Annotated in this window: 16 protein-coding genes; 5 read left to right on the forward strand and 11 right to left on the reverse strand. The window is 61.4% G+C overall.

Annotated elements, in window-relative coordinates:
- Positions 1 to 398: 398 nt before the first annotated feature.
- Together BUS12_RS34495 and BUS12_RS34500 are read left to right on the forward strand one after the other, a co-directional pair.
- Complete coding sequence (locus BUS12_RS34495; RefSeq protein ID WP_074302003.1) at positions 399 to 2,771, forward strand: bifunctional diguanylate cyclase/phosphodiesterase; 2,373 nt, start codon at positions 399 to 401, stop codon at positions 2,769 to 2,771.
- A gap of 152 nt (positions 2,772 to 2,923) precedes the next feature.
- Complete coding sequence (locus tag BUS12_RS34500; protein WP_074302004.1) at positions 2,924 to 4,132, forward strand: chromate transporter; 1,209 nt, start codon at positions 2,924 to 2,926, stop codon at positions 4,130 to 4,132.
- A gap of 59 nt (positions 4,133 to 4,191) precedes the next feature.
- Here the strand turns inward: BUS12_RS34500 and BUS12_RS34505 are convergent, their stop codons facing one another.
- Positions 4,192 to 5,220 (reverse strand): histone deacetylase family protein, encoded by a 1,029-nt coding sequence (locus BUS12_RS34505; protein ID WP_074302005.1) that lies wholly within the window; start codon positions 5,218 to 5,220, stop codon positions 4,192 to 4,194.
- 35 nt (positions 5,221 to 5,255) lie between these two features.
- Positions 5,256 to 6,566 carry an MFS transporter gene (locus BUS12_RS34510; protein WP_074302006.1) on the reverse strand — a complete coding sequence of 437 codons (1,311 nt, stop codon included), beginning with the start codon at positions 6,564 to 6,566 and terminating at the stop codon, positions 5,256 to 5,258.
- 114 nt (positions 6,567 to 6,680) lie between these two features.
- Between BUS12_RS34510 and BUS12_RS34515 the strand changes: the two genes are divergently transcribed.
- Entirely contained in the window at positions 6,681 to 7,673 is a 993-nt protein-coding gene (locus tag BUS12_RS34515; protein ID WP_074302007.1) for a LysR family transcriptional regulator, read from the forward strand.
- 82 nt (positions 7,674 to 7,755) lie between these two features.
- Here BUS12_RS34515 and BUS12_RS34520 read toward each other — a convergent pair whose 3' ends face one another.
- The 4 genes from BUS12_RS34520 to BUS12_RS34535 all read right to left on the reverse strand — a co-directional run bounded on the left by BUS12_RS34520 (position 7,756) and on the right by BUS12_RS34535 (position 15,178).
- A complete protein-coding gene (locus tag BUS12_RS34520; RefSeq protein WP_074302008.1) occupies positions 7,756 to 8,214 on the reverse strand; it encodes a CopD family protein in 459 nt (152 codons plus the stop codon).
- A gap of 259 nt (positions 8,215 to 8,473) precedes the next feature.
- Positions 8,474 to 10,798 carry a DNA topoisomerase IV subunit A gene (parC, locus tag BUS12_RS34525; protein WP_074302009.1) on the reverse strand — a complete coding sequence of 775 codons (2,325 nt, stop codon included), beginning with the start codon at positions 10,796 to 10,798 and terminating at the stop codon, positions 8,474 to 8,476.
- A gap of 67 nt (positions 10,799 to 10,865) precedes the next feature.
- Positions 10,866 to 12,851 carry a DNA topoisomerase IV subunit B gene (locus BUS12_RS34530; RefSeq protein WP_074302010.1) on the reverse strand — a complete coding sequence of 662 codons (1,986 nt, stop codon included), beginning with the start codon at positions 12,849 to 12,851 and terminating at the stop codon, positions 10,866 to 10,868.
- 395 nt (positions 12,852 to 13,246) lie between these two features.
- Positions 13,247 to 15,178, reverse strand: a complete 1,932-nt coding sequence (locus BUS12_RS34535; protein WP_074302011.1) for an ATP-binding cassette domain-containing protein — start codon at positions 15,176 to 15,178, stop codon at positions 13,247 to 13,249.
- Between the two features lie 339 nt (positions 15,179 to 15,517).
- Here BUS12_RS34535 and BUS12_RS34540 point away from each other — a divergent pair, with 339 nt between their 5' ends.
- Both BUS12_RS34540 and BUS12_RS34545 read left to right on the forward strand, forming a co-directional pair.
- Complete coding sequence (locus tag BUS12_RS34540; protein ID WP_074302012.1) at positions 15,518 to 15,703, forward strand: rubredoxin; 186 nt, start codon at positions 15,518 to 15,520, stop codon at positions 15,701 to 15,703.
- 315 nt (positions 15,704 to 16,018) lie between these two features.
- The gene (locus BUS12_RS34545; RefSeq protein WP_083640793.1) at positions 16,019 to 16,441 is read left to right on the forward strand and encodes a hypothetical protein; all 423 of its coding nucleotides are present in this window, start codon (positions 16,019 to 16,021) and stop codon (positions 16,439 to 16,441) included.
- A gap of 33 nt (positions 16,442 to 16,474) precedes the next feature.
- Here BUS12_RS34545 and BUS12_RS34550 read toward each other — a convergent pair whose 3' ends face one another.
- From BUS12_RS34550 to BUS12_RS34570, 5 genes are all read right to left on the reverse strand, one after another.
- Positions 16,475 to 17,107: a DUF1003 domain-containing protein gene (locus BUS12_RS34550; RefSeq protein ID WP_253190293.1), complete on the reverse strand. Its 633-nt coding sequence runs from the start codon at positions 17,105 to 17,107 to the stop codon at positions 16,475 to 16,477.
- Between the two features lie 1,316 nt (positions 17,108 to 18,423).
- A complete protein-coding gene (locus tag BUS12_RS34555) occupies positions 18,424 to 19,401 on the reverse strand; it encodes a hypothetical protein (RefSeq protein WP_143788570.1) in 978 nt (325 codons plus the stop codon).
- Positions 19,402 to 19,897: 496 nt separating this feature from the next.
- Positions 19,898 to 21,265, reverse strand: a complete 1,368-nt coding sequence (locus BUS12_RS34560) for a TolC family protein (RefSeq protein WP_367117662.1) — start codon at positions 21,263 to 21,265, stop codon at positions 19,898 to 19,900.
- A 151-nt stretch (positions 21,266 to 21,416) separates the two neighbouring features.
- Positions 21,417 to 22,838, reverse strand: a complete 1,422-nt coding sequence (locus BUS12_RS34565) for an HlyD family type I secretion periplasmic adaptor subunit (protein ID WP_074302015.1) — start codon at positions 22,836 to 22,838, stop codon at positions 21,417 to 21,419.
- A gap of 29 nt (positions 22,839 to 22,867) precedes the next feature.
- Positions 22,868 to 24,997 carry a type I secretion system permease/ATPase gene (locus BUS12_RS34570; protein ID WP_074300263.1) on the reverse strand — a complete coding sequence of 710 codons (2,130 nt, stop codon included), beginning with the start codon at positions 24,995 to 24,997 and terminating at the stop codon, positions 22,868 to 22,870.
- Positions 24,998 to 25,034: the final 37 nt, after the last annotated feature.

Here is a 25,034-nt window from a genome sequence, read left to right on the forward strand (position 1 = left end):
CTTGTCCACAAAACGCCTCGTCAGGACAACTCGATGTCGCACGGATGTAAGCAGGTTCGGCTGCAGCCGGGCACAGAGGCCGGCTTCGACTCGACGAATCCTTCAAAAACGCCCATACGGCGCGGCTCTGGCCGTGGCTGCCGTACATGGGAAAATCATGCGCCGCGCATGCCTGGTCAGGCGCGCGTATACCCGCAGCATGGGCTCTTCCTTAATCGAGTGGCATTCAGTAATATCGAACGGTATTCGATGACCCACGGATGGTCTGGCACGACGCCACGCTCTTTCCTCCTGCGCAGCAGTCTCGGCACCCCGCTCACCATGCAGCCACTCTCGAAACCAGCGCAGTCGATGTACACGAAGCCGCTGCGCCATGGCACACGGGCGCGGTCTTCCCGATGAGTCAGCACCGCCTCTTTGCTGCGCGCGATGCAAGGCACCGCCCGGATACGGTTGTGCCGCGCCGTCGCGCGTTGCTCGCCATTCCCGCACTCGGCGTGCTGGTGCTGATCCTGCTATGGACGGTGATTTTCGCGCGCCTGTCGGTCGAGAAAGACGCCACCTCGCGCGAGGCCATGGCCTCCGCCGCGATCCTCTCGGCCGCACTCGAACAACATACGGTCAAGGCGATCCATCAGGTCGACCAGATCACGCGCTTCGTCAAATACGAGTTCGAGAAGACCCCCGACCATTTCGACCTCGCCAGCACGGTTGAAAAAGGTGTCGTGCAGAGCGACACCCTGGTGCAGGTGTCGATCATCGACGAACACGGCATTCTGGTTTCCAACACGGCCGAACAGAACCCGAAGCAGATCGACCTGTCCGACCGCGAGCACTTCAAGGTCCACGAGCACGAGAACGACGACAACCTCTACATCAGCAAGCCGGTACTCGGCCGCGTCTCAGGGCAATGGACACTGCAGATGACGCGCCGGCTGAATCACCAGGACGGCTCGTTTGCGGGCGTGGTGGTGGTCTCGGAAGACCCGAGCTACTTCACCAGCGACTTCTATAACAACGCGGCGATCGGCCGCGACGGCGTGATTGCGGTGATCTCGGACAACGGCACCGTGCTCGCGCGCCGCACCGGCAACTCCGACTCCGCCAGCAGCAAGTTCTCCGCGAGCGGCTCGTATCCGACCTCGGAGCACGTCTCGGGCACCTACGTCGATTCGATCGACAACGTCACGCGCATCTTCTCGTACCGGCATATCGACGGCTATCCGCTCGGCGTGCTGGTGGGCCTGTCGCAAGCCGAAGAGTTCGCCGACTACAACCACACGCGCAACGTCTATCTGCTGATGGCGGGCTTCATCTCGCTCGCCATGCTCAGCTTCTTCGCGGTCGCCACCGGCCTGATCGGCAAACTGCTCGGCCGCGAGCGCGAGATGACGCATCTGGTCGAATACGATCTGCTGACCGGCCTGCGCAACCGCTATGCGACGCTGCAGAGCCTGCGCCACGACGTCGCCAACCCGGCCAACCTGGGCCGGCTCGCCATCCTGTTCATCGATCTGGACAACTTCAAGACCGTCAACGACACGCTCGGCCACAATGCCGGCGACATCGTCCTGCAGATGACGGCCTCGCGCCTCGCCGATGCGATCGGCGACGGCGGTGCGTTGAGCCGCATCGGCGGAGACGAGTTCGTGGTGGTGATCAAGGGCGACGAAGTCGAGAAGCGCGCCGTCGATCTCGCGGAAGCGGCGGCCGAAGTCTTCGCCAAGCCGTTCGAAGTGCGCGGCAGTGCCTTCGTGCTGCATGCGAGCATCGGCATTGCGCTCTACTCCGTGCCGAACGAAAGCGAAATCGACCTGCTGAAAAAAGCCGATCTCGCGATGTACAGCGCGAAGGACGCCGGCAAGAACTGCTACCAGTTCTACTCGCCGCAACTCTCGCATCGCGCCGATCACCTGATGAAGTGGGAACAGCAACTGCGCGTGGCGCTCGCCGAAGGGCAACTGTTTCTCGCCTACCAGCCGAAGATCGATCTCACGCGCCGCTGCATCACCGGCTTCGAGGCGCTGGTGCGCTGGAATCATCCGCAGCATGGTCTGATTCCCGCTAACGAATTCATTCCGGTGGCCGAATCGACCGGCCTGATCGTGCCGATCGGCGACTTCGTGATCGAAACCGCCTGCCGCCAGCTCGCGGTGTGGCAACAGCAGGGCTACGACACGCTGTCGCTGGCGGTGAACATCTCGGCCGTGCAGTTCTGGCGCGGCGACCTCTACGAAACCATTTCGCATGCGATCGAGGAAACCGGCATCTCCGCGCGCCGCCTCGAACTCGAAATCACCGAGACCGCGATGATGGAGTACCCGGAGCTCGTATCGGAGAAGATCTTCGCGCTCAAGCGTCTGGGCGTGCGCATCGCCCTGGACGACTTCGGTACCGGCTACTCCTCGTTGTCGTACCTGAACCGTTTCTCGGTGGATACGCTGAAGGTGGATCGCTCGTTCGTGCAGGCGATTCCCGGCGACCGCAGCGTCTGCGTGATGGTCACGGCCATCGTCAACCTCGCGCGCTCGCTCGGCCTCACCGTGGTGGTCGAAGGCACCGAAACGGAAGAACAGATCGCCTGGCTCGCAGCGCTCGGCCATATCGAAGCGCAAGGCTTCCTGTTCTCGCGCCCTGTCCCCGTCGACGCCATTCCGGCGCTGCTCGAACGCTTCGGCGTATGCGGCATGGCTGAGCGGCGCGGCGCGCGCGAACCGGCCGCGGACAACGCCGGCGCCGGCGCCACGTCAAACAGCGGACAATCCGCATAAACGCGTCCGCATCACGACGCGCACTCGCAAAACCGGATATATTCAAGAGTACTGAAGCATTCCACGCGCCTTCCCGGCCACGCAGGGCGCATACGATAACGAAACGGCCTCTCAATATCAGCACGTCCGGCGTGCCCGGCGTGCAGACTGTCATGTACATGATAAGCAGCCAGGACGCTATTCGACGAGGTGAGCGGGAACCGCTATGGACGCTGTTCCGGGTCGTGTGCGGCCTGTCGGCGCTGTCGTGGGGCGGTCTCGCGCTGATGGCGCAACTCGAAAATCACTATGTCGAACGCGAAGGCCGTTTGTCGCGGGTCGCCTTCTCCGATCTGATCGCGCTGGCATGGATGGTGCCCGGACCGGTGGGCTGCAACGTCGCCGTGCAGGTGGGGCATGCGTTACGTGGACGGTCCGGCGCGTGGGTCGCGGGCGTCGCCAGTGTGCTGCCCTTCTTCATGCTGATGACGCTGTTCGCGATCTTCTACCGCACGCCGTTCGTGCGCGCCGTGGCTTCGCAAACCCTCCTCAATCACTTCAGCGTCGTGCTGGGCACGCTGATCGGCGTAACCTGGTACAAGCAGACGCGCGCGCTCGTGCGCGGCAAGCTGGAATGGGTCGCGGCGCTGCTCGGTTGTCTCACGCTGGCCTATGCGCGCAGCCCGGCCGCTTACGTGGCCATGCTCGGGGTGGCGTTCGCGGTCGGCTGGTTCAACAGTCCCTCCCGCCAGGTGCGGCTCAAGATTTCGATTGCGCGCAGCGACCTGCAACTGATGACAGCGCTGTGCGTGCTGCTGGCGCTGTTCGCCATTCCGCTGCCGCACCGCTACGAACTCGCGCTGCTGTGGCCGCGGCTGGCGGGGGCAGGCATGACGCTGTTCGGTGGCGGCTTCTCCGCGCTGCCGGTGCTCAAGGCGCTATTCGTCACGCCTGGAATCGGCGTGTCCGATAACGACTTCACGCTGGCGTTTTCGCTTTCGCCGCTCTCGCCCGGGCCGCTCCTGAACGTGGTGCCGTTCTTCGGCTACCTCGTCGATGGCTGGGTGGGTGCCTTGATCGCGACGCTCGCGCTGTTTGTGCCTTCGGGTTGCCTCGTCGTATTGGCGCAGCGCAATCTGCATCAACTGAAGGCCAATCCGCGCTTCGAGCACGGCATGCGGATTCTGCGCGCGGTGACAACGGCGTTTCTCGCGGTCGCCGTGCTGCGCATCGCCCAGCGCGTGCCGTTGCAGCCGCAGTATCTGGTGACCGCGCTGTTCTCGTGCATGTGCTTCGCCAAGCTCAAGGTGCCGGTGTACATCGTCTATGGGACGGTGGCCGGCGTGTGCGGGCTGTGGCTGGCGTATGCGGCGATGGGTTGAAAGTCAGGCAGCGGGCTGCGTCTCACGCTACCCGCTACCTGGAGCATGGCTACCGGTGGTTAACGCGAGCGCGCCGCTGTGAAGCCGCCAAAGAAAGCCTGTGCATTCGCCTCGAGACTCTCCAGGTGATAGCCGCCCTCCTGAACGATCACCGAAGGCAAATCCAGCGCGCCGATCGCCGCACCCAAACGGCCGAAGCCTGCGGTGGTAACCGCCACCTTCGATTGCGGATCGTCCTTGTAGATATCGAAGCCGAGCGCCAGCACCAGCACGTCCGGCTCGAAACGCTTCAGTACGCGCAATGCGTCGTCGACCCGTTCGAAGAACACGTCTTCTGACGAGCCATGCGGCATCGGGAAGTTGACGTTGAAGCCGTCGCCGGAGCCCGCACCGCGCTCATCCTCATGGCCTGTCACGACCGGATAGAAATTGGTCGGGTCGCCGTGAATCGAGACATACAGCACGTCGTCGCGGCCGTAAAAGATTTCCTGCACGCCCTGGCCGTGGTGCATGTCGGTGTCGAGAATCGCGACGCGCCGGTATTGCTTGCGCAGCGCCTGTGCCGCAATGGCCGCGTTGTTCAGGTAGCAGAAGCCCCCCGCCGCATCGGCGCGCGCGTGATGGCCGGGCGGCCGGCACAGCGCGTAGCTCTCGCGTCCGCCGTCGTTGACCACCGCCGCGGCAGCCAGCGCGCTTTGCGCCGACCAGTAAGCGGCGCGCCACGTATGCTCGCCGATCGGGCAACTGCCGTCTGCCTGATAGCGGGCGGCCTGGGCCAGCACGCCGCGCAGCGGGTTCGGCTCGCGCACGTAGATGTTCGACATGACCTCGTCGCCCCAGTCGTCGGGGATCTGCTTCCACGCGGCGTGCGCCTCTTCGAGAAAGCGCAGGTAGTTCATGTCGTGAACCGCGGCGATGGCGGCGGTGCCGAAATCGGCCGGCTCGCGCACGTCGAAGTCGAGGGCCTTCACGGCGTTGACGAGGCGCGTCGCGCGCTCGGGCACTTCCTGCGGCGCCCGCATTTGCCCACGCGACAGATAGCTGCGCGGATGATGCAGCAGTTGCTCGGGATGGAAAAACGTTTTCATGCGGATTCCTTGGTATTACCGGTGTTCGTTCTTGCTCAGCTTGCGTGCAGCGCTTCGCTCGCGTCGGCGCGTTGCGAACGTCGCGCGTCGAGCGCAACGATGCACAGCAGGGAGATTGCAGCCAGACACGTGTAGAACACGGCAAGCGGCCACCACTGACCGACGAAGCGATGCGCGAGATAGGTGCCGACCAGCGGCGTGAGGCCGCCCGCGACCGCACCACATACCTGATACGACAGCGAGATCGCCGAGTAGCGCACGCGCGTCGGAAACACGCCGCTCACGAAGCCCGCGATCACCGAATAGAAGCTCGCCATGCAGACCACCGCGATGGCAATGCCGATCACCATCGGCACGACGCTGCCGCTCTGCACCAGCACGAACATCGGATACGGCGAGAGCATCGCAGCGAGCGCGGCGAACTTCAGAAAGCGCGCACTGCCGATGCGCTCGGCGAGCCACGCGGCCACCGGTTGCGCGCACAACTGGATGATCGCGACCGCGAACAGGCAATCGAGAATCAGCGAGCGGGTGACGCCGACGTACTGCGTCGTGTAGGCGATCATGAAGGTGTTGGTGAAATAGACACCAGCAATGCCGATGGTATTGGCGCCGATGCACAGCAGCACGAGTCGCCAGGCTGAACTGAACACTTCGGCGACCGGCAGCTTGACGGTCTTGTTCGCTTCCTTGATCTGGGCAAATTCCGGCGATTCGTTGACGCCCATCCGGATCAGGATGCCGACCACCAGCAGCACCGAGCTCGCGAGAAACGGCAGACGCCAGCCCCACGACAGGAAGTCGGCCTTGTCGAGCGAGGTCACGGCGCGAAACGCCACCAGCGACAGGATGAGTCCCGCCGGGCTGCCCAACTGCGCGAACGAAGCGAAAAACGTGCGCCGTCCTTGCGGTGCGTGTTCGCCGGCCATCAGCACCGCCCCGCCCCATTCGCCGCCCACGGCGATGCCCTGCACGACGCGCAGCAGCACCAGCAGGACCGGCGCGAGCACGCCGACCTTCGAGAAGTCCGGCAGCAGCCCGACACAGACGGTCGCAATGCCCATCATCATCAGCGTGGTCATCAGCGCCTTCTTGCGGCCGATCCGGTCGCCGAGGTGGCCGAACACGAGCCCACCGATCGGACGAGCAAAAAAGCCGACCGCAAAGGTGGCGAACGACGCCATCGTGCTGACAAACGGATCGTGCGACGGGAAATACAGCGTGCCGAATACGAGCGCGGCCGCCGTGGCGTAGATGTAGAAGTCGTACCACTCGATCATGGTGCCGATAAACGCGGCCGTCGCTGCGCGCGCCGGTTGGCGGGCGGACATTGCAGGTAGGTTCATGCTGGCTCCTTGGCTGATGGGGTCATTTATCGGCAGCCATAAAACATTAGTCAAATTTCGCGTTATTATTCCCCGCATAAATCTGGCTAATACTCATCCAGGAACATGGCTCCCATGCGCGCCGAAATCACCCGCTTTCTGAACGACCGGCTCGACTGGAACCTGCTGCGCACCTACCTTGTGATCATGCAGGAGCGCAGCGTAAGCCGCGCGGCGGCCCGTTTGTACGTCACGCAGCCCGCCGTGAGCCAGGCGCTCAAGCGGCTCGAAGACACCCTCCAGCGCAAGCTGATCGAGCGGCGTGGCCCGCATTTCGTGCCCACCCAGGCGGGTGAAGAGGTCTACCGGATCGCGAGCGACATCTACGGCAACATTTCCCGGCTGGAGACCGAGCTCGACGACCGCACCGAGGACATTACCGGTTCGATCCGCCTCCTGAGCGTGAGCCGGATCGACTCGCCGGTCTACGACGAATTCCTCGCCGAGTTTCACCGCACCTATCCGCGCATCGATCTGCAGATTGAAGTGATGCGCTCGTCGGACATCATCTCCTCGCTGCTGCAGAAGACGGCGACAGCGGGCCTGAGCCTGTGCCGCACCCCGATGGACAAGCTGGAAATGCGCTGCTTCCTGCGCCAGCGCTATGCGATTTTCTGCGGACGCCACCATCGCCTGTTCGGCAAGTCGCAACTGACGATGGAGGACCTGCTGACGGAGAATTTCGTCTCGTTCACCAGCGACCAGATCGGCGACAGCCTCTCGCCGCTCACCGTGTTTCGCGACCAGAAGGGCTTCACGGGGCGCATCGTGGCGTCGTCGCCGAGCCTCGACGAAGTGCGGCGGCTGATCTTCGCGGGGTATGGCGTCGGCTGTCTGCCGGAGCACATCGTGCGCGACGATCTCGCCCAGCAGCGGCTCTGGCGCCTGCCGCCGGAAGAAGGCCTCGCGGATGTCGACGTGCATCTGCTGTGGCATCGCGACCGCAAGATGAACGCGGCCGATCACGCGTTTCTCGACAGCATGGAGCGGTGCATGCAGCGCTATTCGCTGGCGGAGCGGCTTGTGGGGCCGATGGCTCAAACGCCAACGGCGGCGGCGCGGATGTGAAAAACGCCGCTTGGAAGCGGCGTTTCTTGGCGAGGCATGATGCGGCGCGTCTCATGGCACGCAACGCGCTGCGGCGCGTGGCCTAGACCCCGCCGGACAGAACGGACACGCCGATCGTCACCACACCCAGCACCAGATTGACGACCACCAGGCGCCGCACGGTTCCGACCGCCCGGGCGCCATCCGGCCAGTTCTGCGCCTGCACTGCGCGGCGGATACGCGGAAACACCGCGAAGCGGATATGCCCGAAGATCAGCATCATCACGATGCCGAGACCCGCCATGGCATGCAGTTGCCACGACGCATGGGCGCCGCCGAACTGCGTCAGCATGAAGCCGCCCGTCAGCAGAATGATGATCACCGAAGCGGCGACCCAGTTGAAGAAGCGCCCAAACACCGATTCCCACAGCGGCAGGCGCAGTTGCGGCGAGAGGTCGGCGAGCGCCGGGCGCAGGCAAAAATGCGCAAAGACCATCCCGCCGACCCACACGGCCACACCCAGCAAATGCAAAAAGAGCGCGAGCTCGACGGCTTTGGTCATGTTGTTTTCCTCTCTCGATGATGGGGCGTGCCGCTCGTCGACGGACAGGTTGGACCCCTAAACGACGCGGTTCAAAGCCTTGCCCGACGCGGCTAATGACCGCATTCGACCGCACGTTGTTCGCGCAGTTCCGCAGTTCATCGCTCATGCCATCGTTTTATTGATTGTGCCGGCGCGCTGCGCCGCGCGCCGATCCTCGAATTTGCTGCCTGCCGCGTGCGCAGCCTGTGGTTAAAGGCCCCGCACGCGGCACTACGACTTACTTCGCGACGGGCAGCACAGGCCGCATTTCGAACACCTTCAGCTTCGTGTCCGGCGCGCGGCCCTTGCGGGCGCGCTTGCCGATATGCGGCGTGAGTGCCGCGCCGCTCAGCGTTTCTTCATACGCTTTGCCGCCTCGACCGGTACCGAGCAGGACCACGCCCGCTTTGCCGATGGCGAGCGCCTGGGTCAACGCTTCCTTGTCGTCGAGCGCCATCAGCGTGACGCCGCGGCCGCCGCCCGAGAGCGTCTTCATCTCGTCGAGACCGAATACCAGCAGACGGCCGCCGCCCGACAGACAGGCGACGTGGGTCGCGTCCGGCAGCATCGGCATCGGCACGAGCGGCGTCGCGCCTTCGTCGATGGTCATGAAGGACTTGCCGGCCTTCACGCGGCTCACCATGTCGCCCACCTTGGCGATAAAGCCGAAGCCGTTGCTCGATGCCAGCAGCAAGGCCTGATCAGCCGGCGCGGCGAAGTAGTGCATCAGGTGGCTGCCCGACTCGAGCTCGATCAGCGAGGTAACCGGCACGCCGTCGCCGCGGCCGCCCGGCAGCAGCGCCACCGCGACCGAATAGACGCGCCCGTTGCTGCCCCACGCAATCAGCGTATCGGGCGTGCGGCACTGGAACGCCGCGTAAAGCGCGTCGCCCGCCTTGAAGGTGAAGCCGGCCGGATCGAGCCCATGACCCTTCAGCGCGCGCACCCAACCCCTTTGCGACATCACCACCGTGACCGGTTCGTCGACCACGCGGGCTTCGAAAGTGGCGCGCTTTTCCTGCTGGATCAGCGTGCGGCGCTCGTCGCCGTATTGCTTCGCGTCACCTTCGATTTCCTTGATGAGCAAGCGCTTCAGCGCCGATTCGCTGCCGAGCAGTTCTTCGAGCTTGGCCTTCTCGTCGCGCAGTTCCGTGAGTTCCTTCTCGATCTTGATCTTTTCCAGCCGCGCCAACTGACGCAAACGGATTTCAAGAATGTCTTCGGCCTGGCGATCGGAGAGGCTGAATGCCGAGATCAGCGCGGCCTTCGGCTCATCCGACTCGCGGATGATGCGGATGACTTCGTCGATATTCAAGAAGACGATCATCCGGCCTTCGAGGATGTGAATCCGGTCGTTCACCTTGGTCAAGCGATGGCGCGTGCGGCGCGTGACCGTGGCCTTGCGGAACGCGACCCACTCGCTCAGCATGTCGCGCAAGCTCTTCTGACACGGCCGGCCATCGCCGCCGACCATCACGAGATTGAGCGATGCGTTCGACTCAAGACTCGTATGCGCGAGCAGCGTGTTGACGAACTCGGTCTGATCGATGCGGCTCGACTTCGGTTCGAATACGAGGCGTACCGGCGCATCACGGCCCGATTCGTCGCGCACGGCGTCGAGCAGGGCGAGCATGGTCTGCTTCGTCTGCAGTTGTTCGGGCGTGAGCGTCTTCTTGCCGAGCTTGATCTTCGGATTGGTCTGCTCTTCGATTTCTTCGAGCACCTTCTGCGCGGCCGTGTTCGGTGGCAGTTCGGTGATGACCAGTTGCCACTGACCGCGCGCCAGGTCTTCGATCTTCCAGCGCGCCCGCACCTTCAACGTGCCACGGCCGCTTTCGTAAGCCGCGGAGATTTCCGCTTCGCTCGAAATGATCTGGCCGCCACCCGGGAAATCCGGCCCCGCGATGTGCTGCATCAGCTCGGCGTGCTGGATATGCTCGTTGCGGATCATCGCCACCGCTGCGGACGCGACTTCGCGCAGGTTGTGCGACGGGATTTCCGTAGCGAGACCCACCGCGATGCCCGAGGCGCCGTTCAGCAGCACGAACGGCAAACGCGCGGGCAGTTGCCGCGGCTCCTGCTCCGAGCCGTCGTAGTTGGCCATGAAATCGACCGTGCCCTGGTCGATCTCGTCGAGCAGCAGCTTGGCGATCGGCGTCAGGCGCGCTTCGGTGTACCGCATGGCCGCTGCGCCGTCGCCGTCGCGCGAACCGAAATTGCCCTGGCCGTCGATCAGCGGATAGCGCATCGAAAAGTCTTGCGCGAGACGCACCAGCGCGTCGTACGCCGACTGGTCGCCGTGCGGGTGGTACTTACCGAGCACGTCGCCGACCACGCGCGCCGATTTCACCGGCTTGGCGTTGTCGGAGAGGCCCATGTCGTTCATGGCGAACAGGATGCGCCGCTGCACCGGCTTCTGGCCGTCGCAGACGTCCGGCAGCGCGCGCCCCTTGACGACGCTCACCGCGTAGTCGAGATAGGCGCGCTCGGCGTAGTTGCCAAGCGTCAGGGAGTCGCCGGGCGCCGGCGCCTCGGTGAAAAGATCAGGCGTGTTGTCGTCCATCTAGATTCCGTATCCGTATGTGGCGTGAAGGAACGCTGCGCGAGCAGGCCTGGTAGAGGCGCTCAGCTCAGATATCCGCTTCGACTTCGTTACCCTTTTCTTCGAGCCAGCTGCGCCGCGAGGCCGCTTCGCCCTTGCCCATCAGCATGGTCATACGTGCGACCGTGGCGTCGTAGTCGAGCTCGCCCAGCGCAACCGGCGACAGACGCCGCGTGTCCGGGTTCATTGTGGTGTCCCACAACTGCTCCGCGCTCATTTCGCCGAGACCTTTGAAGCGGCTGATGGCCCACTGTGTCTCGCGCACGCCGTCCTTGCGCAGCTTGTCGAGGATCGCTTCGAGTTCGCCGTCGTCCAGCGCGTAGAGCTTCTGCGCGGGCTTCTTGCCGCGTGCCGGTGCATCGACGCGGAACAGCGGCGGACGCGCCACGCACACATGACCGCGTTCGATCAGTTGCGGGAAGTGCTTGAAGAACAACGTCAGCAACAGTACCTGAATGTGCGAACCGTCGACGTCCGCGTCCGAGAGAATGCAGATCTTGCCGTAGCGCAGATTGGACAGATCGATATGATCGTCGGGGCTGTGCGGATCGACGCCGATCGCCACCGAAATGTCGTGCACTTCGTTGTTGGCGAACAGGCGGTCGCGCTCGGTTTCCCACGTGTTCAGCACCTTGCCGCGCAGCGGCAGGATGGCCTGGTATTCCTTGTCGCGGCCCATCTTGGCGGAGCCGCCGGCCGAGTCGCCCTCGACGAGGAACAGTTCGTTGCGGGCGATATCCGTGGATTCGCAGTCGGTCAGCTTGCCCGGCAAAACGGCCACGCCCGAGCTCTTGCGCTTCTCCACTTTCTGGCCGGCGCGGGTGCGGGCCTGCGCCTGCTTGATGACGAGATCCGCGAGTTTCTTGCCATGCTCGACGTGCTGGTTGAGCCACAACTCGAGCGCCGGACGCGCGAACGACGACACCAGTTTCACTGCGTCGCGGCTATTCAGACGCTCCTTGATCTGCCCTTGAAACTGCGGATCGAGCACCTTCGCCGACAGCACGAACGAGACGCGCGCGAACACGTCTTCCGCGAGCAGCTTCACGCCCTTCGGCTGCAGATTGTGCAACTCGACGAAGCTCTTGACCGCCTGGAACAGACCGTCGCGCAAGCCGGATTCGTGCGTGCCGCCCGCGGGCGTCGGAATCAGGTTGACGTAGGACTCGCGCGTGAGCGCACCCTCTTCGCTCCACGCCACCACCCAGGCGGCGCCCTCGCCTTCCGCGAAGGTTTCTTCGTTCGAGCGCGAGTTCTCGGCGTAGCGTTCGCCTTCGAAGAGCGGAATCAGCAGGTCGCTGCCGTTCATGCCTTCGAGCAGATAGCCGCGCAGACCGTCTTCGTACTTCCAGGTCTGGCTCTCGCCGGTTTTCTCGTTGATCAGCGTGACTTCGACGCCCGGCAACAACACCGCCTTCGAGCGCAGCAGACGCTGCAGTTCGCCGAGCGGCAGGTTGGGCGAGTCGAAGTATTTCGGATTGGCCCAGGCGGTGACGCGGGTACCGGATTTCTTCTCGCCTCGGGCGGCCGGGCGTACCTGGAGCTGTTTGGCCACGTCGCCGTTGGCGAAACCCAGTTCGGCGACCTTGCCGTCGCGCCAGACGGTGACGTCGAGGCGCGTGGACAGCGCGTTGGTGACCGACACGCCCACGCCGTGCAGACCGCCCGAGAACGTGTAGGCGCCGCCGGCGGCCTTGTCGAACTTGCCGCCTGCGTGCAGGCGGGTGAAGACGATTTCGACGACCGGCACGCCCTCTTCGGGATGCAGGCCGAAGGGAATCCCCCGGCCGTCGTCGTCCACCGACACCGACTGGTCCGCATGCAGCGTGACCGTGATCTGCCGGCCGTAGCCGCCGAGGGCTTCGTCCGAGGCGTTGTCGATGACTTCCTGAATGATGTGCAGCGGATTCTCGGTGCGGGTGTACATGCCGGGCCGTTGCTTGACCGGCTCCAGGCCCTTCAACACCTTGATCGACGCTTCGCTATACGCGGCGTTTGGCTTTTTCGTAGACATGGCTTACTCGGGTCCGTCGGTTCATCGTTGTCCACAGGTCCTGTGGACAGGTCCGTGGACAATGCGTTGAGTTTTCAAAAAAAGCGAAACGAAACAACGGGGTGGGTGGGGTGCCCGCACGGCGGGCAAACTTTTTTGTGGCCTGGCTTCCTCTTGGCGCGCCCGACGTGCCGCTCGATGGGCGGTAAGCCGGTGCGAACGCCGCAGGAAGCCTGTTCGCGGGGTATTTTACTGATTTCGATACGGGGAGCAATTTGCCGGATGTCCGATCGGCCATTTGGTGGGGGGGCGGAGGGGCAAACCCTGCAACGCGAGCTACCCGGTCTCCGGCAGCTACCTCTAAGTCTGAAACAGGGGTAAGCCGAGCACGCGGCCATTCCGGCCGCGCTCACCGCTTACTTCCGCCGGCTCTCCAGCTCGTCCCACCGTTCCATCGCCACCAGCAACTCCTCGTCGATCGCCGCGTAGCGCGCCGTCAGCCGCGTGCCTTCCGCCGCATCCTTCGCGAAGATCGAACCATCTTCGAGTTGCGCGCCTATCGTCTTTTGCTCGGCTTCGAGCGCGGCGATCTGTGCCGGCAACGCATCCAGTTCGCGCTGCTCCTTGAACGACAACTTGGCCGCACGCGGCGTAGTGCGGGCTGCCGCCGCGCCGCCGCTGTCTTTCGACGCCACTTCCTTGGCGGCTTCCTTTTGCGCGTCCTGCGCCATCTGTTGCGAGCGGTCGCGCTGGATCTGCCAGTCGGTAAAGCCGCCGACGTACTCGCGCCACTTGCCGCCGCCTTCCGACGCGATCACCGAAGTCGCGACGTTATCCAGAAACGCGCGATCGTGGCTGACCAGCAGCACCGTGCCGTCGTACTCCGTGAGCAGTTCTTCGAGCAGTTCGAGCGTCGGGATGTCGAGGTCGTTGGTGGGTTCGTCGAGCACCAGCACGTTGGCCGGCCGCGCGAACAGACGCGCCAGCAGCAGACGGTTGCGCTCGCCGCCCGAGAGCGACTTGACCGGCGAACGCGCGCGCTCCGGTGCGAACAGGAAGTCGCCGAGATAGCTCATCACGTGCTTTTTCTGGCCGTTGACTTCGACCCATTCGCTGCCCGGGCTGATGGTATCGGCAAGACTCTTGTCCAGATCCAGTTGCGCGCGCATCTGGTCGAAATACGCGACCTGCAGGTTGGTGCCGATGCGCACCGTGCCGTCATCCGGCTGCAACTCGCCGAGGATCATCTTCAGCAGCGTGGTTTTACCCGCGCCGTTCGGGCCGACAAAACCGATCTTGTCGCCGCGCATGACCGTGGCGGTGAAGTTGTCCACCACCGTGCGCGAACCGTAGCGCTTGGTCACATCCGTCAGTTCGGCGACGATCTTGCCGGACTTCTCGCCCTGCCCCACGTCCAGCTTGACGTTGCCCTGCACGTTGCGACGCTCGGCGCGCTCGTTGCGCATCTGCACGAGCCGCGCAATCCGGCCGACGCTGCGCGTGCGGCGCGCTTCCACGCCCTTGCGAATCCACACTTCTTCCTGTGCCAGCAGCTTGTCGAACTTGGCCGCCTCCACCTGCTCGACTTCGAGCTGCTGCGCCTTGCGGGTCTGGTAGGCGCTGAAATTGCCCGGATACGACAGCAGGCGGCCGCGATCCAGTTCGACGATACGGGTGGCGACGCGGTCCAGAAACGCGCGATCGTGGGTGATGAACAGCAGCCCGGCGCGCAGCGACACCAGCAAATCTTCGAGCCAGCGGATGCCGTCGAAGTCAAGGTGGTTGGTGGGTTCGTCCAGCAGCAGCACGTCCGGCTGCACGACCAGCGCCCGCGCCAGCGCCACGCGCTTTTGCATGCCGCCCGACAGCGAGCCGACCCGCGCCTCGCCGTTCAGGCCGATCTGCTGCAGCGTGGTGGCCACGCGCGTGCTCCAGTTCCAGGCGTCCGAATGGTCCAGCGCCGATTGCAGCGTGTTCATGCGCGACATGAGCGCGTCGTGCGCCGGGCCTTCGGGTTCGTCGGCAAGCTGGTTGGCGACCACGTCGTATTCATCCAGCAGCGCGCGGGCGTGCGTGAGGCCGGCGGCGACGGCGTCGAACACCGTGTCGTCCGTATCGAACTCCGGCTCTTGCGGCACGTAGACCGAAGTCAGGCCCTGCTGACGCGTGACGAGGCCGTCGTCAGGCTTGCTCAGATCGGCGACGATCTTCAGCAGCGACGACTTGCCCGCGCCATTGCGACCGATCAGCCCGACGCGCTCGCCCGCTTCGAGAGAGAAATCCGCGTGATCGAGCAACGCGACGTGACCGAACGCCAGTTGCGCCCCGGTAATGGTGTAAAGCGACATGGAGATTTGGAAGAGAAGACAGCAATGAGCCGGAACCGCTCATTGTACCGGGCGCGCGGGCGGATGCCTGGATGCCGGAAGATATAGGCCGAAAGGCCGGGGCGCTGGCCCTGTCAGGCATGCAGGCGTTTGACGCGAGGCTGCGGGCCCGGCCCTCGCCCGCGAACCGGCCACGCGGTGACGCTATGTGACCGTGCGGGTTCCGTGACGGTGTGCGGCGCCGCGGCATTGGCCCACATGGGCGCTTTGTCAAATTCCGGTAATATTGCGGGTCGCCGCGCGCCCCAAAAAGGGGCAGACTGCGCGGATTGTTGTCGCTGAACTGAAAAAGAGTGTGTCGTGAGCGAAGTCATTGTTGAGTACAAAAGCTGGGTCTGCCTGATTTGCGGCTGGATCTACAACGAAGAAGACGGTCTGCCGGAAGAAGGCATCGCGGCAGGCACGCGCTTCGCCGCCATCCCGGAAGACTGGCGCTGCCCGCTGTGCGATGTGGGTAAGGCGGAATTCGCGGTTGTGGAGTTCTGAAGCGACTCTGTGGAGGACGGCGCGCGGCCTGAGGGTGGCGGTGCGCGGTGATCTGAACGGCCTGGCAGGCCTGGTGTCTGCTGGGCCGTTTTGTTTTTGGAGGTTACGGTCGTAACGGCTTTAACGGTCGTGATGGTCGTCGCGGCCGGCGCTCGGGGTGGGCCGCGCTTCGTAGGCGCGAATGGCTTTGTTCTGCGCGTTCATCAGTGACTGCATAGACGTCGCAACCGCTCTTCGAAATGGCCGGCCACTGCCACGCAGAAAACACCCGGTAAGGTGCTGTCAAAAAACTTTGTTGTCCTGCATGAGTCTGTATTGGCCGATACCACTACGACTCAATTCGATATGCGCGCACCAATAGTTGGGATGCTTCTTGTTGCGGTAATTTGCGCGTTCGCGGTGACGTCATGTGATCTTGAGACCACCGAGGATTACATCTTCGACGACGCGCTCTATGGTCCAGACCCGTCGCAAACATGCTTCGAACACGCGCACTATCCGCTGGGCTTCAGCTTCAGGCCTGTGGTGCACGACGACTTTTGCCACGGCTTCGGGCGGTTGCAGGCCACCTATGCCCGCTATCGCTTCAGTTACGTGGATGCCATCGACGACGCAACGACGCTGCCTATGGAGCGGCTCGCGCTTGGGGAAGGGCGACGTCAGGACAGCCAACCGGATCGTACGGATTCCAGCGTGCCTGCTGGTAACCCCGCTGCGTCGCCAGATACCCAGCCTTAAGCACGCCGCTCTTGCATGAAGCCACAGAAGCTTTTACGTACTTGCGTCGCGTCGTGCCAGCTGACTGTGCAATTCAAGCGTCAATGCTTCGATACGCTCGCTCATCTGCTTTGTCAGAGCAGTTAGTTGCGTGTTCTGTTCAAGCAGTACCACAAGCTGCTCGGTCTGTTTCGCCGCCAACGCCTGGCGCTGCTCGTTTGCCGTCGCGATGTCTTCGCGATGGCGTGCGTCGGCATCGGAATGCGCCTTGTCGCGATCCGCCTGGCGGGTTTGCGCCAGCAGAATCAGCGGTGCAGCGTAGGCCGCCTGAAGGCTGAAAGCGAGATTCAAAAGAATGAACGGATAAACGTCGAACTTGGTAAAGCCCAGCATGTTCACGGCAATCCAGACGGCAACAATCAGCGTCTGCGCAATCAGGAAAGTCGGTGTTCCAAAGAAGCGCGCGAAGCTCTCGGCCTTCAGCGCGAACCAGTCGTCGCCGAACACCGAGCCCAGATGGACATGCGGCATGTGGAACCGGTAATGATGATCGGCCTTCGTATTCCGCTGGGGACGTGGGGCGTTATTCGCGTCGCTCATGATGGTGACCTCTTGATCAAAGGTGGGGATGGAGCCGCGGGCGGAGCGGCTTTCGCGAAAGAAACCGCAGCGTCGCTGGGTGCACACGGGCGACGTTGGGTTGAGGGTAGCATCGCTTCGTAGCCGCTAAATGACAGTGGCTCGCGGTGGCGGAACGTGGTGGCGCACCCTTTGACTTCGGGTGTTTTTGCTATACTCTGCGCTCGCTTGCGCCTTGGGCTCGCCAGCGACTGCCGGCCGGCAGGATTCGAGCCATGGTTTTCCCCGTCGCGGCAACGGTAGACGCCGCAGCAGCACTTTCTGACAAAGTGCTGTGGAGACGGCGGTAAACTACGGTTCATGGCGGTGCTTCGCTTAGGACGAAGCGGAAAAGCCGCAAACGCCCACGGAGTCAGGTCACGCGAACTGTTGAATGGGTTTCTGCCCGCTCTGTTGATGGTCTATCTCCCCGTAGTTCAGGGGGTGGAATGACAGGCACAAGGCTTTTCAGATATGGATTTCTACCATTGCTGTAGCAAATCTGTAGCACACGAAAACTTCCCCTTTTTGAGCCTCAACCGGCTGCTACGTGCACCGGCTCGCGTGCGCCCCGGCGACAATCGGCCAACCTCAGCCGCCTAGGGGACACCCAGCTTCGTCCACTTCCGCCATCAAATGCGACGTTCGTGCACGACATCGCGGTGTATAGATCAGATCTGCTTCAATTCCGGTGCACCCAAGTTGCTCTCCTTTGAACGATCAGGTTCTACGCGTGGCTGTCCAAGGCCGCTGACGACGTTGGAAAGAGACGAAAACGCCGACAAGCGCTGCTAGTGCACCGAAAGCTCCAAGCCACGAAAAAGCCAGTGCGCCCTTAATAAGACTAACGGATAACTTCGACCAAACTACGTCCGTCTCGTACTGTGCGGATGCTAGCATTGCTGTGAATTCGCCGGGACAGACATCCGTCGGTAAATGTCCGTAACCGCCGAGGATCAGTTTTGCTTTTTCTGAGAGCCCGCACCCTAGGACAACTCGGGTCGAGTTATTCGGTATCGAGTAGACAAAGATAGCATTGGTAAGTAGGTAAATCGCGCTCAGAATGAGCACGAGGATCGCCGAGCTGAGAATCATCCGAGAGGCCCTCGACCGCTGCGCTCTCGACAGAAGTTGGAAGACTGTGATGAGGACTACAAGCTCCACCAAGGACGTAATACCGACTATGCCAGAGGGCCACGGTGGTACATAGCCACCAAGTCCAGCGAGTAGTGGCAACAAAATCAACCCGCCAGCAGCAACCAATGCGATCCTGTGGACGTCCCGCAAGACCCCAAAGAAATCGTCCAGTCCGTTTTTTGGACGAGATGGCATTTGCGACCTCTGCGTTGAAGTTTTTTAGAAAGCGGTCTTGTTATGTACCAAATCTAACCGCATGACCGCGGTATGCAAAGCCTGCGGTCCCGTTGCTGGTCTACGATCACTTTATCGCGAACACTCTGACCGTTCGGCCAATCAACAACGTAGCGGTAAGTCCCAACAAGTCCCATCGTCTTGGACAATACCGCAGTCCACCCTTGGCATAGATTGAAATCCCAGGGGTCAATTTTTCTCGCTTCGCACACCATCGCATCCATATCGCTTATGAGCCTGATCCTACCTCCGGGAGGAGTGGTCATAACCTCATACTCTGTCTCGCCCGCGCCGCAACCGTCAGGTACGCCCTCCAATAGGGACAGCTTGGACCGCTGAGCATTGGAAAGCGAGACCACATATGCGTTCCAGCTTCCAGCAAATTCTCTCTCTAGATTTGCCATCCGTCCATTATCAAAATCTACGTCATTTTTGGCGCCCATTCCGATCGGAATTTCATAAGTCTGCAATCGCACCGGCCGGGCAAGTCTCCGCGCGATATTCGTTAGAATAAGGTTCTCCATGGCATCAAGCTCTGGCTTAAGCACGTCCGGTGGTATTCCGGCGGTGAGCACAAGACGCCTGAGGTAAGCAAGATAGCCAATGCGTGACTTAGTCCATGCCCAACGTCCGTCGTCCTCCAGGCGTTCAACCGGAAACATCCCCGACTGGCAACCTGTTGAAATGTCCAATAGGCATGTTGTACTGTTTTTTTCCTGCTGATACTTGCCATTGGGTAGCCGGATTTCAAAGAAGTCGGGGCCGTCGGATCCGTCAGACACAACATTTTTGCACAGTGCACCGCGTCCATCATCTTCATTTTCTCGGCCTCGGACATACTGGCGCTCCAATTCTCGATAAACGATGACGCGCTCGTCCGTGCTCGGCAGACCGTCAACGTCCGCCTTGCAGACCGCCGGGGAAAGAAGTGCGATCGCGACAAGCGCGCTCGCACGCATTTGAAGATTTCGCCTAAGTCCCTTGTCACGCATAGCCATATCGATCCCCCATCACGAATAGACTTTTATCGAGATGCTTAAAATTGAAGGCACGAGACGAAGAATCGATTTCACCCTCTAAGATAGCGGATAATGCACAAAGCTCAGTCGGTTTATTTCCGGAATTTGTTGCATTCCTAAATGCTCGGATGCACACAAGCCGGTCGTCAATTGAATGCAAACTGCTGCAGACCGTCCGAAACGTGAGCAATACCGGTCGCCGAGCACCTCACATCAAGGGGCGACTCGGGGTCGAACTGAGGCACCCAAGGTCGCTTTACCGATGCAAAAACCCGATCGGGCTCAACAGGCACAAACGGCTTTGCAGGCCGCTGTACGTTTATTTAAATCAGTAACTTGCTGACATTGACCACCCAACCCAGCCACCCGCGACGTGTAGCACATCCTGGACCGTACGCAGCAGCGGTGCCGACAAGCACCGACAACAGGCGCGATGAAGCGAGAACCAAGAATCTCTACTTTACTCATGCTATTCCACGCTCCGGGTCTGCTGATCAACAATATCCCACATCCGCAGCTTGCCAAGCTTAGCTGCCAGTTGAAGTCGCGCAGAACGCCAGTCAGTCAACGCCTGGATACGCTGACGCTTCGCTCCCGCCAAGGACGATTGCGCGTTGAGCAACTCAAGGATATTTCCAACTCCGACCTGGTATCGGCGTTGTGCAGCGGTGTAGGAGCGTCGTGCGACGTCAAGCAGCATGGCAATGTTATCCAGATTGTGTGTCGCAGTCTGCAACGTCTGATAACTCGTCCAAACATCAAGGCCTACCTGCTGCTGCACCTCATTCAGCGTGTCACGCTGCAACTCGGTTTGCGCCTCGGCCTGACGAATCTGGTACGTTCGGGTGAAGCCTTCAAAGATGGGTATGGAAACCTGAATACCCAGATACCATTCGTGTCCGTTCGCAGGAAACTGCGGGAAGCCGACATCGAGGACAGTGGGTTGATTGTTCCAGCTGTACTTTGCGACAAAGCTAACGCTCGGCAACCCTTCCGCGCGTGTCTGCCTTAGTTTTGCCGCGGCCGCTTCGACCTGAGCCTCAGCGGCCAGAACGCTCGGATGAGAACGTTTGGCTTCTTCGATAAGTTCTGCGACCGAATCGTCAAAGTCCGCGTCCGGCGTCACGCCGTCACCGACATCAGGCAAGGTTATCGGCATACTCGGGTCAAGATCCATATCGGAGGCTAGCGTCCCAAGGGCGGATTGCCAGTCTCCCTGCGCTTTCGTCCGGTTGATAACGGCCTCCGCCCACGACGTCTGGGCCTGCAGCTCGTCGGTAATGGGTGCTATACCTTTGCTGACGCGAGCGGTCGCGGCCTTGAAACTGTCGTTTGCGGTCTGCTCGATTTCCTGGGCGGCAGCAAATGCGCCTTGGGCAGCCTGTGCTGCGTAGTAATCTTTCGCCACGTCCGCAAAAGCCTGTTCCAACGCTGCTTCCTGGCTGGCCCGCGCAGCAGCGAGCAGCGCCGTCGCGTTCGCCAGCGCCGCCTTGCGCCCTCCGAAGTCGTATAACACCCAGTTCAGCGACACACTCTCAGTTCTGAGTACGCTGTTCCGGTAGTCCGAACTGTATTGGGGATAACCACTGACGTTCGTGGCGGTGTCGTCCCGTACACCCTGCCAGTTACCCGTCACTGTGGGCAAATATGCGGCTCGACCAATGCCGACTCCTGCCGCCTGAATCTTGACCTGCGCCCAGGCCTCGCGCGTTTTGGGGTTGTTGCATAGGCCGCGCTCTACCGCATCCTGCAACGGCAGCGGATTGGGCAACGGGCCAAATGCACAGACACCAGCGCTGCCATCGCCAAGCATCGCCGCTGCGGCGGTCGCTGGCACCGACCGTCCGGTTAGCATTGGATCAAAAGCCCACGCAGGATATACGCCGCCGCACGCCATCGACAAGACCAATAGCCCGACTGCGCGGCCTCGTGTGTACCGACTCTTTCCCATACCCGATCGGCCAGCCTCCTGCCCATTCCAGTTTCTCTTACCGCTCACGCATGCTCTCCTGGCCCGTCTGCATCACGGGATCGAAGAAGTAGTGCGCCACGCTACGTTTGCCCGTCTTGATCTCGGCCGTCACTTCCATACCGGGTGTCAGGTTGATCCACTGACCGTTGGCGAGGATGCGATTCGTGGGTAGCCGGATGTGAGCGACGAATGTCAGGCCGAGTTTCTTGTCCTGAACTGCATCGTTCGACACAGCGACGACCTTGCCCGTCAGATAGCCGTAACGGGTATATGGAAATGCCTCGATCTTGACGGTCGCAACCTGTCCGGTCTTCACAAATCCGATATCCTTGTTTTCGATATTTGCTTCCACTTCAACCGAATCGATCGGTACAATTTCCATGAGCGACTGCGCAGAAGTAGCGACGCCTCCGACCGTATGAATAGCCAGTTGCTGCACTGTCCCATCTACAGGAGAGGCCAGGCTCATCAGCTTCTGTCGGGTATCCGCCTTGGTCTCGTCGTTGCGGCTTTGCTCCAGTTGCTGGGTCGCCTTATCGAGTGCATCAAGCTGGGTGCTGCGAAACTGCGATGTGGTCGATGCGATGTCCGCGCGCTGCTCAGCTATGCCTCCGACCAGTTCGTGAGCGTGACTCTGCTGAGCAGCAAGCTCGTGCTCTTTCTCGAGCGCGGCCTGCTCCTTGTCCAGATAATCAGTCTGGGCGACGTAATTGTCCGCAGCGAGTGACCTGTACTGATTTGCCTGCTGTCGTGCGAGCGGCGCTGTAGCGACGAGCTTGGCGATTTCCTGGCGAGTCTCATCCAGTTCGGCCTCACGTTTGAGCAGTTCGGCCTGCGCACTGTTCAGCTTGTCCTGATATTCGCGATACAACCCATCGGCAAAGTGCTGCGATTCCTGCTGCTCCGCGGGTGACGCGCCGTCGACTCGTGCCATTTCAGGCGGTCGTCCTGCGCTTTGTGCCGCGAGTAATGTCCTGGCGCGTTCTGCCGCGAGTGACGCATCGACGCGCGACGAACGAGCCTTATCGGCATCTGCAGTTGCCTGGGTTGGGTCGAGCTCCATCAGCAATTGCCCCGCATGTACGCGTTCACCGTCCTGCACGAGAATCCGTCGAACGACGCCCGTAATTGCAGGTTGAATCACTTTTACCCGCTCGTCGGGTAACAGCTTGCCCTTTGCTACCGCCACAATGTCAAGCTGACCGAAGAGTGCAATCAGGATAATCAGGATCGCCAGTAAGACGATGATCCGCATTGTCCATCGTGGTGCGGGATGGACCGGCGTTTCCACCAGTTCGAGATTGGCTGGCAGGAACGCGCGTTCGTGCGAAAGGCGTGGTTGGGTATCGAGTTGATGGCGAATCGACCATGCTGTGCGAAACACGGCACCGTAGCGACGCAGCAGGTCACCCAGCGCCTGTGCTCTTATAGAATTCATAATGAACTTTGCCGTATCTGTGTGTCGTGTCAGCTGTTCTGAAGCGAGACCAGGTGAGAGTAATAGCCACCTAACTCGATCAGTTGTTCGTGGCCTCCGCGCTCGACAATCTTTCCCTTGTCCATCGCGACAATGTGATCGGCATGCCGGACGGACGTCAATCTGTGCGCAATAATGATTACGGTGCGCCCCTGACACATCGCACGCATGTTGTTCTGGATGACCCGCTCGGTTTCAAAATCGAGCGCACTGGTCGCTTCGTCGAATATGAGAATGCGCGGATTAGTCACCAATGCGCGCGCGATCGCGATGCGCTGCCGTTGACCACCAGAGAGATTTGAACCGTGTTCGCCCACGATGGTGTCGTAACCTTCCGACATCTCTGAAATGAAATCGTGAGCGCCGGCGAGTCGTGCCGCGTTGATGACCACTTCCAGCGAGATACCCGGGTCGGTAACGGCAATGTTGTCGCGGATTGACCGGTTGAACAGCAGGTTCTCCTGGAGAACGACGCCAATCTGTCGCCTCAGCCACGCGGGATCGGCGAGCGCGAGATCGATTCCGTCGATGCGCACCCGCCCATGCTCCGGAATGTAAAGACGCTGTAGCAACTTGGTCAGTGTGCTTTTCCCTGATCCTGAGCGGCCCACGATACCGATGACCTCCCCCGCACGAATGTCGAGAGACACGTCGTTCAGGATCGTCGGACCATCCGCTCGGTACCGGAAACGAATGTTCTGGAAACTGATATCACCCTTAAGAGCGGGCAAGGCCTGACGACTTTGCGGCACTTCTGTGCGGGTGTTAAGAATGTCACCGAGCCGTCCCATGGAGATGCCAATCTGCTGGAAATCCTGCCAGAGTTGGGCGAGGCGCAGAACGGGCGCGGCGACCCGTTGGGACATCATGTTAAAGGCGATGAGCTCGCCCACCGAGAGCTTGCCGTCGATTACCAGTTTTGCGCCGAAAAAGAGTGTGCACAGTGTCACGAGCTTGCCGACTAGCTGGATAAGCTGCTGTCCGATATTTCCAAGTTCGCTTACGCGAAATCCTGCCGCCACATAGGCAGCAAGCTGGTTGTCCCAGCGCCGGGTAAATTGCGGTTCGACAGCCATTGACTTCACCGTCTCCGCGCCTGAGATGGTTTCGACCAGGAAAGACTGGTTGTCGGCGCTACGTGCGAATTTCTCGTTCAGGCGGCGGCGCAGCACTGGATTGAGCGTCATCGAGATTGCTGCGTATACAGGCAGTGAAATGACTACGATGAGTGTCAGCCATACGCTGTATACGGCCATGACGGCCAGAAAAATGAAGGAGAAAAACAGGTCGATGACTGCAGTCACTGCCTGTCCAGTCAGGAAGCTGCGGATATTCTCAAGCTCACGCACACGTGCGACGGTGTCCCCTACGCGTCGCGAACCAAAATAGTCCAGCGGAAGCGCGAGCAGATGCCGGAAGAGCCGAGCACCCAGCTCAACGTCGATGCGGTTCGCCGTATGCGAAAACACATAGTTGCGTAGCCCAGTCAGCGAGATCTCGAATATCGAACTGACGAAAAGCGCAATACACACGACATTCAACGTGTTGAACGCACGGTTGACGAGGACCTTGTCCATGACTACCTGGAACATCAGCGGCGACACCAGGCCGAATAGCTGCAGGATGGCGGAGACCAGCAGCACCTCGAGCAGCAGTCTGCGGTATTTGATGACCGCCGGGATGAACCAGGAAAAGTCAAATCGCGCCAGCTCGCCAGCGAGCGACGCACGGGACGCAAACAGCAGCATCTGACCGCCGCAGCGCGCTATCACTTCGTCAGGAGAGCTTGCAGCAGTAGCGCTTGCGCCTGCGTCAAGTATGAGGGCGCGCTCCGAATTGCAACCTGCAACGATGAAGTGCTGACCGTCCTGGTCGAGTGCAAGGGCGGGGAAAGGGGTTCGGGACAGGCGGTCGATTGAAACCCTTACCTTACGCGTCTTGAGGCCTAGCGAACGGGCGGAGAGCGCCAGTTCACTGTCGTTAAACGCGTCAGACTTGATACCGGCAGCGTGACGCAGTTGTTCAGCGTCAGCCGCGATGCCATGGAAGCGGGCGATCAGCACGAGCGCGGCAAGTCCGGGGTCGCTCTCTGCAGCAACATTGTTTTCTTGGTCAGCCATGGAGATTGCAGGTCTCGCGTGAGACCTGCGAAATACG

This window comes from Paraburkholderia phenazinium (assembly GCF_900142845.1).
GTDB lineage: Bacteria > Pseudomonadota > Gammaproteobacteria > Burkholderiales > Burkholderiaceae > Paraburkholderia > Paraburkholderia phenazinium_A.

What these genes read in the sequence shown, in the direction of transcription:
- BUS12_RS34505 (WP_074302005.1), bottom strand. Translation starts at nt 5,220, where the DNA reads ATGAAAACGTTTTTCCATCCCGAGCAACTGCTGCATCATCCGCGCAGC.
- BUS12_RS34570 (WP_074300263.1), bottom strand. Translation starts at nt 24,997, where the DNA reads ATGGCTGACCAAGAAAACAATGTTGCTGCAGAGAGCGACCCCGGACTT.
- BUS12_RS34520 (WP_074302008.1), bottom strand. Translation starts at nt 8,214, where the DNA reads ATGACCAAAGCCGTCGAGCTCGCGCTCTTTTTGCATTTGCTGGGTGTG.
- BUS12_RS34515 (WP_074302007.1), top strand. Translation starts at nt 6,681, where the DNA reads ATGCGCGCCGAAATCACCCGCTTTCTGAACGACCGGCTCGACTGGAAC.
- BUS12_RS34495 (WP_074302003.1), top strand. Translation starts at nt 399, where the DNA reads ATGAGTCAGCACCGCCTCTTTGCTGCGCGCGATGCAAGGCACCGCCCG.
- parC (WP_074302009.1), bottom strand. Translation starts at nt 10,798, where the DNA reads ATGGACGACAACACGCCTGATCTTTTCACCGAGGCGCCGGCGCCCGGC.
- BUS12_RS34555 (WP_143788570.1), bottom strand. Translation starts at nt 19,401, where the DNA reads ATGCGTGACAAGGGACTTAGGCGAAATCTTCAAATGCGTGCGAGCGCG.
- BUS12_RS34500 (WP_074302004.1), top strand. Translation starts at nt 2,924, where the DNA reads ATGTACATGATAAGCAGCCAGGACGCTATTCGACGAGGTGAGCGGGAA.
- BUS12_RS34530 (WP_074302010.1), bottom strand. Translation starts at nt 12,851, where the DNA reads ATGTCTACGAAAAAGCCAAACGCCGCGTATAGCGAAGCGTCGATCAAG.
- BUS12_RS34565 (WP_074302015.1), bottom strand. Translation starts at nt 22,838, where the DNA reads ATGAATTCTATAAGAGCACAGGCGCTGGGTGACCTGCTGCGTCGCTAC.
- BUS12_RS34510 (WP_074302006.1), bottom strand. Translation starts at nt 6,566, where the DNA reads ATGAACCTACCTGCAATGTCCGCCCGCCAACCGGCGCGCGCAGCGACG.
- BUS12_RS34535 (WP_074302011.1), bottom strand. Translation starts at nt 15,178, where the DNA reads ATGTCGCTTTACACCATTACCGGGGCGCAACTGGCGTTCGGTCACGTC.